The sequence below is a fragment of the Filimonas zeae genome (genome assembly GCF_014641615.1).
GTDB classification, from domain to species: Bacteria; Bacteroidota; Bacteroidia; order Chitinophagales; family Chitinophagaceae; genus Filimonas; species Filimonas zeae.
In genome coordinates this window covers 610,393-622,949 of record NZ_BMIB01000002.1, presented here as the reverse complement: position 1 = coordinate 622,949, position 12,557 = coordinate 610,393, and the positions used below count along the sequence as shown (strand labels likewise).

8 protein-coding genes are annotated in these 12,557 nt (G+C 47.8%); 3 read left to right on the top strand and 5 right to left on the bottom strand.

Annotated elements, in window-relative coordinates:
- Positions 1–15: 15 nt before the first annotated feature.
- Positions 16–3,417: a PKD domain-containing protein gene (locus IEY13_RS09395; protein WP_188951721.1), complete on the top strand. Its 3,402-nt coding sequence runs from the start codon at positions 16–18 to the stop codon at positions 3,415–3,417.
- A gap of 31 nt (positions 3,418–3,448) precedes the next feature.
- Here the strand turns inward: IEY13_RS09395 and IEY13_RS09390 are convergent, their stop codons facing one another.
- The 5 genes from IEY13_RS09390 to IEY13_RS09370 all read right to left on the bottom strand — a co-directional run bounded on the left by IEY13_RS09390 (position 3,449) and on the right by IEY13_RS09370 (position 7,619).
- On the bottom strand, positions 3,449–3,790 hold the full coding sequence (locus IEY13_RS09390) for a hypothetical protein (protein WP_188951720.1): 342 nt from the start codon (positions 3,788–3,790) through the stop codon (positions 3,449–3,451).
- Positions 3,791–3,982: 192 nt separating this feature from the next.
- Positions 3,983–5,338, bottom strand: a complete 1,356-nt coding sequence (locus IEY13_RS09385) for a DUF3943 domain-containing protein (protein WP_188951719.1) — start codon at positions 5,336–5,338, stop codon at positions 3,983–3,985.
- Positions 5,338–6,384 carry a DUF4421 domain-containing protein gene (locus IEY13_RS09380; RefSeq protein WP_188951718.1) on the bottom strand — a complete coding sequence of 349 codons (1,047 nt, stop codon included), beginning with the start codon at positions 6,382–6,384 and terminating at the stop codon, positions 5,338–5,340. The genes IEY13_RS09385 and IEY13_RS09380 overlap by 1 nt, the downstream gene beginning before the upstream one ends.
- On the bottom strand, positions 6,366–6,776 hold the full coding sequence (locus IEY13_RS09375) for a hypothetical protein (RefSeq protein WP_188951717.1): 411 nt from the start codon (positions 6,774–6,776) through the stop codon (positions 6,366–6,368). Before IEY13_RS09375 ends, IEY13_RS09380 begins: the two co-directional genes overlap by 19 nt.
- Before the next feature lie 15 nt (positions 6,777–6,791).
- Complete coding sequence (locus tag IEY13_RS09370; RefSeq protein ID WP_188951716.1) at positions 6,792–7,619, bottom strand: hypothetical protein; 828 nt, start codon at positions 7,617–7,619, stop codon at positions 6,792–6,794.
- 169 nt (positions 7,620–7,788) lie between these two features.
- On the opposite strand from IEY13_RS09370, the gene IEY13_RS09365 reads away from it, so the two are divergent.
- Complete coding sequence (locus IEY13_RS09365) at positions 7,789–10,287, top strand: mechanosensitive ion channel family protein (protein WP_188951715.1); 2,499 nt, start codon at positions 7,789–7,791, stop codon at positions 10,285–10,287.
- A gap of 125 nt (positions 10,288–10,412) precedes the next feature.
- The gene (locus IEY13_RS09360; protein ID WP_188951714.1) at positions 10,413–12,545 is read left to right on the top strand and encodes a hypothetical protein; all 2,133 of its coding nucleotides are present in this window, start codon (positions 10,413–10,415) and stop codon (positions 12,543–12,545) included.
- The last annotated feature ends 12 nt before the right edge of the window (positions 12,546–12,557 follow it).

Genomic DNA, 12,557 nt, shown 5'->3' with positions numbered 1-12,557 from the left:
ATAAATTATGCTATAATGAAGTATTCAGTAGTTACCGTGCTGTTGCTGCTAGTAATGGCAGCCGGCGCTGATGTGTGTGCGCAGCAACGTTTAAGCAACAAAGGAAAAGATTTCTGGGTAGGCTATGGTCCACACCAGTTTATGGAATCTATTTTGTCCGATACGGATGGGGCTATCGGCGCCCAGGAAATGGTGCTGTATTTAAGTGCAGAACAGGATGCAGATGTAACGGTAACTATAGATAGCTCAGGTCTTAACCACCCTTTTGGCGAAAACTGGTCAAAAACCTACCACGTAAATGCCAATCAGGTACTGATGACGGATAAGATACCCAAATCGGGTATGTACAATGCCACGCTGCATTCTGAGCCGGTAAGTGCAGGGTGCCCGGATTGTACCAACAGCGAAGGTTTGTTTACGCGCCGCGGTATTCATATTACCAGTACCACGCCCATTGTAGCGTATGCGCATATTTATGCGCAGGCCACCAGCGGGGCTACCATGCTTATGCCGGTAGAAACCTGGGGGTATACCTATACTTCCCTTAACAGTAAACAAATGCGGAGTAATAACAGCAACACCTGTTACTCCTTTATGTATGTAATAGCGCAGCACGATAACACGGTTATTGAAATTATTCCTTCCGTAGATACCCGCAATGGCCACCTGAAAGGTGTTCCTTACCGCGCCACGCTGCAAAAGGGGCATATTTATCAGGTAATAGGTGCACCGCTCAACAGTAAGCTGCCTGTAAACAGTTGGGGAGAGGAATTGACGGGTACTACGGTACGTTCCATTGCCAATGATGCAGGTGGGTGTTACCCCATTGCTGTGTTCTCAGGCAGCAGCCGTACAGAGAACCCCTGTGGCGGGCTGGAGGGCTTACGCGTATATGGTGGTGATAACGATATGCAACAGGTATTTCCCCGACAGGCATGGGGCAAGCGGTATCTTACCGCACCCACTTCCGAAGGCGCCAGTTCTAACCTGTTTATGAATAATATTTATAAAATACAGGTGCAGGATGTAAATACCGTAGTAAAAAAGAATGGTGTGGTGTTGCCGGTATCTTCTATGATAACACCAGGTAATTTCTATTATTATGAAAGTAGTACGGCAGATTATATTGAAGCAGATAAGCCGGTAATGGTAGCGCAGTATATGTCTGGCGGTTGTGTGCTGGATCAGATGGGCGATCCCGAAATGTTCTACATCAGCCCCATGGAACAGGGCATTAAACATGTAGGATTTTTCAGAAACAATCTGTTCCTGATCAAATACAATTACCTCACATTGATTATACCCGACAAGGGGGTGAGCAGCCTGAAGATTGACGGGAAAGTGGATGACTATAACTACAAATACGCGCACCCCAACAAACCCGGTTATAGCGTGGTGGTAAAACGATGGGTGGGTGGGCAGGCCCAGTGTATTGCAGAAAGTGATTCTGCTTTTACCGCTATTACGTACGGCCTGGGTGGTGCGGAAAGCTATGGTTATAATGCAGGTACTTACATTAATAACCTCAATGCCAGTGGCAGCCTGCGTAACGAAGCAAATACAACTTCTACCATAAATGAATATACCTGTGCAGGTACGCCGGTAGAACTGAGCCTGAAAGTGCATGGTACACCGGCTACACGTATTGAGTGGAAGCTGAGCAGTGTGCCGGGCATCAGCCCTGCGGCAGATGTGGTGCAAGCTGCACCCGTACCGGCTGCCACCGAAGTTACAGATGGCGAAACCTTTTATACGTATCGCCTGCCGGGCACGTATACTATCAGCCAGCCGGGTACTTATATACTACCTGTGCTGCATACCAACCCTTCCAGCGAAAGCTGTAACCAAACAGATACTATCCGTTTAGAGATAACAGTAAAACCCCGTGTTACACCGCCGGTGCAGATACAATACACCGGTTGTACGGGCGATACGCTGCATTTGAGAGCAGCAGCCACATCCGGAAACGGGTACACCTTTAACCGGTTTACGTTTACGTTTCCCGGCCCGCATGTACGCACGAACGAACAAAAAATTGATACGCTGTTACCTGCCGGTAGCTATGCCCTGCAATACCGGGGCATTACCACAGAAGGTTGTACAGCCGACAGCGCTTTTACCGTTGCTATACATGAAAAGCCCGTTGCTGCCTTTGATACCGAAAAAGACATCTGTCTGGGTGAACCTTCCACCTTTACAGATAAGTCGGCAGGTAGCGGCGTTGCATTGTCCCGATGGACCTGGTTGTTTGGGGATGGTATTACTGCGGAATATACCATGAGCAGAAATATCATCCGCAGCTACCAGCGTTTTGGTAACTACCTGCCCAAACTGGCGGTAACAGATGTAAATGGGTGTGTAAGCGATACTTTTTCTATGCCGGTGGCTGTACATGCTGTGCCGGATGCAGCTTTTACCCCACCAGCCGCTATATGTATGCCCGGTGCAGCTACCTTTACCAATCAGTCTGTTATTGAAGATAATAGCGCACTCCGTTACACATGGAATATGGGCGATGGCAGCGCATCGCTTACCACACGCGATGTAAACCATACTTATGCCGCATCCGGCAGTTATGTGGTAAAACTTACCGTTACCAGTACTGCCGGCTGTACCGATGAGGCTACCCATACTATATCCCGTTTTTATACACAGCCGGTAGCTGCGTTTACTATTGCTCCGGAACGGGTATGTCAGGGCAAAGACCAGGTATTTACCGATGCCAGCACGGCAGCCGGTAGTACCGTTACCGCCTGGAGCTGGACGTTTGGCGATGGAACCACTGCTGACACCCGCAACCCCGTAAAACGCTATACCGCTGCAGGTAACTATGCAGTAAAACTTACGGTAACCAATGCCGTAGGTTGTACTTCTGTTGCAGCCAATGGCAATGCAACAGTATATGTGCAGCCGCAAATAGATGCCGGTCCATCCTTTACCATATTAAAGGGCAATACGGTAACCCTGGCAGCTACCGCCCAAAATGTGGCAACCATGGATTTGCAATGGACACCTGCGGCATTACTTACCGGCGCCAATACATTAACCCCCTCACTGGTGGCCACAGAAACAGCCACATACACCCTTACCGCTACCGGTAAAGTGGGTGGTTGTGTTACTACAGACCAGACAGAGGTGTTGGTATATACTGCCGTAACGGTACCTAATGCCTTTACACCTAATAACGATGGCATTCATGATACCTGGGAAATACTGTACCTGGATGGTTATCCGGGTAGTATAGTACAGGTGTTTGACCGCTATGGTCGTCAGGTATTTATAGGGCAGCCCGGCCAGAATGTTGCCTGGAAAGGCACTTATAATGGTAAACCGGTGCCTACGGGAACTTATTATTACATAGTTGACCTGAAGAATGGGGCGAAGAAAATGACAGGTTCAGTAACAGTAATAAGGTAATTAATCAGGTATCACAATCACCTTGGTATGGTCACTGGTGCAGGTACTTCCGTTTTTCTGGATGCTGACGGAAGCTTTTACCGTGTAGCTGCCTGCGGTAGTGTGTATGTTGTGTGGATGTGGTAGTGCTTTCAGCTGTAGCCCCATCGCCGTAGGTCCAATTGACAGATGTAAACGTATGGGAGCCCGAATAATGTACCTCCAGATTTACAATTTTCGGGTTGTCTGCATTGGCCACTGTTTTTAAGCTTACAAAAAAGCTTTCACCAATGCAGTCAACAGCACTTTCCATGGCTTTTTTGCATCCGGATAGAGGAAAAAAGGAAACGATGAATAGGGCGATCCAGATTATTGCAGTGTTTTTCTGTTTCATGTTATTTCAGGTTTTCTGGTTATAAGGTGTTTCCGGAGTGTTCTGTAAGCTAAAATACTGCATTAAAACTAACGTAGTTGAAGTCTGAACCTTATCCGTGGACTGTAAGAAAGCAGGTGTACTATTGTGCCGGAAGTACGTTGGAAAGTTTGCAATGAAACTGCGAAAAGATGCAGTGCAATAGAGTTGCCACTAAAACCTGCACCCCACCGATAATCTCGCAAACGGATACACCTCCGATATATTGGACTTCCCTTTATAAAAACCATTCAGCGTAAACTGCCCCACACCGGCTGCCAGCAGCAGATTTTTGGTTACATAAGCCCGTACATCTGCACTAAGCGTATTTAATATATAAGAACTTTTACTGCCATTTACTGTGGCAAAGCGGCTGCCTTTGTAATTCAGTTCTGCTTCCAGCCGGTCGCGGAAATTAACTATGGTTTGGGCGGTTACGTGTATGCCGGGGCCGTAGTCGTAGTTGCGGCCTTCGCCGTAGTACAGGTATTTGTCGGGTACGGCGCCCAGCACTACTATGCCACTGCCTATTTCGGTGTATACTTTGGTGCGGCTGCGTTTGGTCCAGTTGCTCAGTACTTTCAGGGTAAAACTCTGGCCTCCGTATTCAAAGGCGTTGTTTTTAATAAAGTCATAGTTCATGGTAACGGAGTACAGGTGGGTTTGACTGCTGTCTTCCCGCAGGGGCCATGTTTTTAAGGCGCCGGTTACCTGTACGTTATTCATGTAGGTGCTGTCGTTAGCTCCGGCTTCTACGGTGGCGCTGAAATGTTGAAAGGGCGTGTTAGAGGGTTTAAACCGGTCGCCATATTGCAGGCGCAGGCGAAAATAAAGTTCGTTGTTGCCGCGGGTGTTTTCTTTTAAACTGCGTATATCAAAATGCCGTATGCCAATGTTAAGCCAGGTGGTTAAGGTGGAGCTGCTGTCTGCATAACCATAGCCGTATACCCGGCCCCACTGGCCATTGATGATTCGGTTTAACCCGTTCAGCGGGTTTACCAGTAAGCCCATTACTTCCTGAAACTGTCGTTTTGCGCCACGGGCGCGGGTGTTCACTATTTTGTTAGAGAGGCGGTAAGTCATCTCGCCCAGCGATATGCCGCCTAGTGCGGTATTGATTAAATCGTTAGGGGCGGGGTTATGTGTTTCGCCCGCTACTTCCCATAAAAAGCTGCCTGCAAAAGCGGCCGGGGCACTTTGCCAGAAGTTGTAGCCGTTGCTGCGGAAGCTGCTATAATACAGGTTGCCGTGGTAGGGGTGTGCAAACTGGTTGGTTTTAAAATTATTGTCATCCCATTCCCAGCTGGAGGGTTTCAGGTTATGGCCTATGCTCTGCAAGGTGATTTTTGAGAATTCAGCCTTACGCACAAAGTGGTTCCAGCTCCAGGGCAGCAGTTCCGTTATCAGTAACTCGCCCGAAGCACGGAGAAACCGCTTTTTGGGTACATAAGCAGAATCAGCAGTTGCCTGCGCGGTGGCAGAAAAACTGAATAGCACAAAGGGCAGTATGCGTAAAAGGGAGTAACCCATTAATGAAATATTTTATCGTAGTTTTTTCTCAGAAACTTTGGTGCCGTAAAACGTATACCGGCAAACAGCTGAAAGAATACATGGCCATCTGCTATCAGCGCACTGGATAAACCCTGTGCTGCGGTGGAAGAGGTGGCGGTGATATAAGCTCCTAAAAAATAGCGGTGGTGGTTATAACCCATGCCTATGCGTCCATCCCACTGGTAAATGGGGCCCTGCATATGATCTGTCTGTTGTTCAGACTCTATGCGGGTACGTAGTTTGGTAAATGTGTACCCGAACGATGGGGTAAAGCTGCCATTAAAGTAAAGCGCTTTCTTCACCACAAACGTGTGCTGGTAGCCTGCCCCCAGCAGCGCGTGAAAATGATTGCTTTTTTGGGAAGAAGCTGCCATAGGCGTGCGGTTATCTATTATCATGTAACGATAACTGATACGGGGAATAAAAGAACCTGCGCTTTTCAGCTGCCGTTCGGTTTGTGTGGTAGCGGCCTGTAACGAAAGGTGTGGGTTTGTATTATACCCTATCGATCCTTCCAGAGATTTAACCACCATATCCGGTATCTGCAGATAAGGATCGCCGGGTTGCCAGTTGGGCCGGTAGTCTTTGGTGTTTTGCAGATAATAACCTTTGTTGTAATTGTAATAAATGTCTGCAAACCATTGCCGGAAGTTAAGGGCGGTGCCCAGGCCTATGCCTTTGGTGCGCCCTTTCTCTTCATCGTCGTTGTTGCCTGGCAAAAAATGCGGAATATAGTTTACATAAAAAGAGATAAAGCGGTAGTTGAAATAAGCGCGGAAAAGCTCGTTAGGATTAGGTTCCAGTACGTTTTTAAAATTATCTCCTTCTGCCACCAGCGCTTCTGCGGTATTAAGGGCTGCCAGCTTTATCACAATCTGGTCGTCAAAGCGTTCTATCCAAGCGCTGTCTGGTGGGCTGGCTGCTGCAGTGCTGTCCTGTGCCTTTGCGGAGGTAAACATAAAGGCGCAGAACAGCAGCGCCGGCATCAGTATGGTTATGGTTTGTTTTATTCGGTGGTGCTGCACTTGGTATTCTGTTTGGTTTGCTTCAGTTTTACATCGGCAGAGTTTTTAGTAATCTCCTGTACAGATACATCATTGGCCCATACTACATCTACATAAGTGGTTTTGCCTTCTTCTACCTGAATGGTAAACGGTGCCGATTTTTTGCCGTTAGATAAACCGGAGCCTTTGGCAGATACGGTATGGCTACCGGCGGCTACGCTGTGGAGCGAATAGGTTTTGTTTTTGAGCTTACAGGCCAGACTGTCATCTATGTACACTTTAAAGTTTACAGCCGAACCTACATAACCGGTGGCGCGTATAAAACAAATAGTTCCTGTTTTGCTTTGTGCCCAGGTGTGGTTGCACATAAGCATGCCAACGGCCAGTAAGGCCATAAGTAAGGGCTTTTTCATAATTGACGGTTTATTTTATTTAGTGTATAAAGGACAGCGTTTAATCAGATACTCCAGCGTGTTTTTATAGGCATCTTCTGTTTGCCAGAAAGCTTTACGGTTCTGGTTATATACTATCTGTGCTTTTTCGTTATAAATTTTCAAATCCATAACGGTTTCGTAGTTCTGTTGGGTGGTAGAATAATTACTACCGTAACCGGTTTCTTTTTTATCGTCGTCTTTCTTTTTGGTGCTGTAAGTGCTGTTGCCATAAGTTGTTTGGGTGGTATGGCGCTGGGTAATGGTACCATCTATAATGTACTCCACGCCCAGCAGGTTACACAGGTCGGCCATGGTGTAGTTTAATATAGTAGAACGGTTAATGCCCGCTTTGGTAAGTTTTACGTTAATAGCGCGGGGGCTTACCACGGTGTAAGTTCCGGAGTGTTTGCTCAGCAGGTCGTAACATTGATTCTGTACACTTTCACTCACTTCCTCTGCCAGTGGCTGCCCATCTTTTACATAGCCAAACGGCAGTATGGCAATTTTATTATGCGGGTCTTCCGTGGTGGAGGCAGCAGGCTGTGCGGAGGCAGCAGGTTGTGCAGGAGTGGTGGGGGCGGCAGCGAAGGTTTCTGTACGGCCACTGGCAAAGGTAATTTTTAATATCTCCGTTTTTTTAATACTATATACCAGCTTTTCGCCGGTATAGGTAAAACGGATGGTACTGTCTGTTATTTCCAATACCTCACCCGTAAGAATGTCGCCGTTGGATTTTACCACTACATCGTGTTTGTGATCATTCTGGCTGTAAGCGGTAAATAAAGCAGTTACCAACGTAATTACACAAAGAAGTTTTTTCATAAGAATTGCGTGGTTATAATTTACAGAGGTGTCAGACTATGAAAATACATTATTTAGATGAAAGTCGATATCATATCTGCCATATCCATGTTTTAGCGTTCAGATTTGTGGAGTGAAGTGGAACATAACAGTGAAAACAGTAAATTGAAGTATCAAACCGCAACCATTCATGAAAGCCATTCCACGTTTGTTTTTGCTGTGTGTGTTGCTGGTGGCAGGCTGCCTTGCTACCGTACAGGCGCAGGATACCAGCCACCATGCGGCCGATTCTGTTTATATAACACCCGAAGGTGATACCGTTTCTTCCGCCTTTGTAAAAAGACTGTTGCGCTTTGCTGCGGTAAGCCGTAAGCGTAGTGTGGCTGACAGGCAGCGGGATAAAGCTGTTATGTTGCAGGATGATTTGTTTGAAAACTTAAAAAAGACCATGCAGCGCACACGAACCTATCTGCACAGTGGTATAGATACTGCCGGCATCAGTGCCGATCTTACCCATGTGGAAAGATGGTATACAATTGCGGGTGATGGCATTTTTGTAAACGGGGGCGTGGTGCAAACCTACCGTAATCTGGCCTCTTCTTATAACATGCTGCTGGTGTTACAAAACAGGGTACAGCAGCATAAACAGGAACTGGATAATTATCAGCGCCGCCTGTCGCAGTTCCGTTATCAGCTGGATTCTTTGTCCAGCGATCCGGTGTTGTTTGCTTTTCCTACCGATTCTGCGGTACTTAGTAAATACGTGCAAAAGCTGATGATGGTGGCGGTAGAGGTAAATCCTGTGGATAGTACCATTGAAAAGGCCATGAGTAATGTGCAGGCACTGCAGGCAAAAGTGAACATGCAGGTGTACCGCATTGAAAGCGCAAAGGATGAAATAGAAGTTTATCAGCGTACGCTTTACCGCACCAATTTTGAGAAGGAGGTAACGGCTTTGTGGGAGCCGCCTGCTGTTGACCGCCCTTTACAGGAAATTATTGCTGTTTCGTGGAAAAAAGGGTGGCTTACACTGCGTTTTTACACCGAAAACAATGCAGGGCTGGTGGCGTTGCTACTATTGCTGGTACTGCTGTCTGCCATTTATATCCGCTCGCTGAAGAAAATTTACCGGCAGAAAAACCTGCTGCGGAACGATTTTGCGGGGCAGTTGCTATTGCGTTACCCCGTACTATCTGCCCTCATCATCGTACTTAATATATTTCAGTTTTTATTTCCCCAGCCACCGTTTGTGTTCAGTGCACTGTTATGGGTAGTTAGCGCAATATCACTCACCCTGGTGTTCCGGGGTTTTATTACCCGTTACTGGATGCGCGTATGGGTTATTATGTTGTTGCTGTTTCTGCTGGCCTGTGGTAACAATACTATTTTACAGGCCTCGGGGCCGGAGCGGTGGTTTATGGCGGCACTGTCGCTGGCGGGGCTGGTAACGGGCATAGCCGTATGGGTGAAGAAGCAGCACCGGAGCGAATTGAGGGAAGGATGGATAGTGTACTTTATCGGCTTTCTGGCATTGCTGGAAGTGTTGGCCCTTGTGGGTAATTGCTTCGGGCGTTATAATATGTCTAAATCGCTGCTTACCGGCGGTTACTTCAATGTTATTATCGCTATTATGTTTTTGTGGACGGTGCGGCTGATTAACGAGGGGCTAAGCCTGGCTTTTGAAGTGTATTCCGGTCAGGATAGAAAACTCTTTTATCTCAATCCGCAGCGGGTGGGTGCCAAAGCGCCGGGTTGGTTTTATGTGTTTATGATAGTTGGCTGGTTTATTCTGTTCGGGCGTAATTTTTATGCGTTCCGGCTGGCTTCGCGTCCTGTTAAAGATTTTCTGTCGCAGGAGCATCAGGTGGGCGATTACAGTTTTACTATTAATACGCTGTTTCTGTTTATTGGCATTATGGGGGTATCGGTAATTGTGTCGCGTATTGTATCGTGGTTTGCTTCCGACAAGCATCTGGCCGGTACCGGTACCGGCGGCAGAGAAGATAAGCCTGGCCTGGGCAGCTGGCTGCTACTCATCCGCATTGCCATTATCAGCCTGGGTTTGTTTCTGGCTTTTGCAGCGGCAGGCATTCCTATGGATAAAATTGCCATTATACTGGGTGCACTGGGTGTGGGCATTGGTTTTGGGTTGCAAACACTGGTAAACAACCTGGTGAGCGGGCTTATCATTGCTTTTGAAAAACCGGTGAATGTGGGTGATGCGGTGGAAATCGACAACCAGGCCGGTACTATGAAATCTATTGGTTTCCGCAGCAGTGTTATCGCCACCGGCGACGGGGCCGATCTGGTAATGCCTAATGGCGATCTGCTGAACTCGCACCTGATTAACCGTACACTGGGTGGTAATAAACGACAGCTGACCCTGGTGGTGGGCGTGGCATACGACACCGATCTCCGGAAAGCGGAACAACTGCTGAAGGAGGTGCTGGAGGCAGACGACCGCATTCTCAGATATCCTGCTCCGCTGGTATTGTTCAGTGAGTTTAATACCAGCGCTATTGATGCAAAGCTGCTATTCTGGGTAAAGCATTCTAATGATCCGTTTCTGGTAAAAAGCGAACTGATTGTGGCTGTTCACCAGTCGTTCCAACTGAATCATATTTCCATTCCGTTTCCGCAGAGTGATGTGCATATTGCGCCGCGGCCACCGGCGCCAGGCGCAGCGTAACGGCAAAAACGCGTTGTTTCGTTCTCCGGAAACGGCGGCTTATCCCCTAAAAATACTCAGAACCAGGTATTTTCCGGTATTCAGGCAAGGGCGTTATTTGTGAGATTACCAATGCTCTGTTTGGAATGACTAAATATTTTCTGCCGATACCCCTTTTCGTATTGGTTTTCAGCACTATTGCGTGGGGCCAGCAACGCACGCTGGGTATGCTTGCTATTCCCCCATCTCTTGCCAACGGTAAAGAAGTAAGAGCGTATACCGGTGCCCGTTTTTTTACCATGGGTTATGTGCCTATGGTGGGCGATGCCACTGTGGAGCCGGGCAGCTGGGATGGGTTTGAAGATAAAATCCGCATCTGGCTAAAGCTGAGCCTCAGTTTTAACCGTTCCACCAAATTTGTGATATATAAGCAGGGGGGCAGAGAGGTGCAAAAAACCATTACAGGTGTGCCGGATGATGATGTGCAGATGAGTGCACTGAGTGTACGCATACCTGTTACTTACAAAGGCACCACCCTTAAAACGCTGGAATTTCACTTTGGATATGGTAAGCTGGGCAATTTAAAATCACAAACAGATTTGTTTATACCTGCTTCGCTGCTGAAGAGTTACGATAAGGTGGGTACGGCCACCAAAATTGCTGGTGGTGGAAAGGAAGATATTACCGCCATTTTTAACGGGCTGGGTTTTGGTAATATGACGGTTACCCATTTTGAGTATTACAATTTTGGTGAGCGGCTTAATTCAGAAACCAATGCATTAACAGAAGCAGAGGTGGCTGCCAGAAAGAAGGCGGAAGCCGATAAAAAGAAGGCTGATGATGATAAACGGAAGCTGGAAGAGGAGGAGAAAAAAAAGCAGCTGGCGGCAGATGAGGCAGCTAAGAAGAAGGCTGCCGCCGAAAAAGCGGCCAAAGATAAAAGCGGCACCGGTACTACAACTACCGCAGGCGCTGGTACCGGCACAGAGCTTACTATCAGTTCCGGCGGCAGTTCGGGTGGCGCATCTTCCGGTGGCGGCACTACAGGCGGTAAAACTTCCGGCGGCACAACAAGTGCTTCCGGTCCGGAGTTTGGCAAAGGCCCTGATGGTAATTACTACCGCAAAGGATCAGATGGTAAATACAAACAAATCAGCACAGAAGAATACCAGCAATTAAAACAACAGAAAGCGGCGGCTGCCACTGGTGGCAGTGCATCTGGCGGGCTTACCAAACAGCAGCAGGATGCGCAGCTGGTAGCTGCTACCCAGCAAAAGCTGCAGGCCATGACCGATGATTTTTATGCCAAACAGGCAGAATCGCAACGGAAGGCAGAACAGTTTTCCGCTAACCTGGCCCAGTCGTTTTATGCCGCAGAAGCCATTCGCAGTGGTAAAGCCAACCTGGCCAATGCCAGCAGTCTTACCGGTAATTACAACAGCGTGGAAGAGCTGGAAGCCGAGTTTGAACAGAAATACGCTTCTATAGCCGGTGAGGTAGAAAATATTGCCAATGCACGTAACCAGCAGCTACAGGCTACCTACAATGCGTTTTACAGCGATGCAAGTGCGCAAAGCCAGGCTATTGGGCAGGCGGCCACCCAAATAGGCAGTTACCTTAACAACATGCGTGCAGAAAAAGAAGAGCAGCGGGCCAAAGAAGAACTCCGTCGCCAGCGGGAACAGCAGCTTGCCCGCATAGAAGCCCGCAGAAAAGAAGCGCTGATTCAATTACGCAAAGGCTTTTTTAACGAGTTTCCGGATGGCGGTGTGCCTTTGTCGGGCCATAAGGTAGTTACCAACGAACTGTACTTCTTCTCCTACGTGTTTGATAAAACTAAAATAGATGCAGGCCCTGCCTCGGTAAAAGTATCCAACGTGTTTCCCATTGCCCGTTATGGCGATGGTACCTGGCCGTTTAAAACCAATGTGGTGGCCGATGTAAAAAAAGCTGCCTCCGGCGAAGGGCCCGTAACGCTGGTGGGCTATTATACTACCAGAGAGATGGCAGATAACATGCGCACCTCTTTTCTTAACCTGGCTTCCAAAAGCAAGATTACCGTGAGAGACATTGCTTATAAAGGCAAAAAGTCTTCTGGTGGTACTGCTACTGATTTCTGGGGCAACGGCGCTAAAAAGTCAACAGGTGATAGCACGGAAGCAACTGTGCCGGTAAAAAAGAAGGCAGACGATGATTTCTGGCAAACCGGTGCTGTGAAGAAGGCGGCTGCCGACACTACCAAAAAAGCGGTAAAAAAAGATGATTTCTGGAATAACTAACAAGGGGGTAAT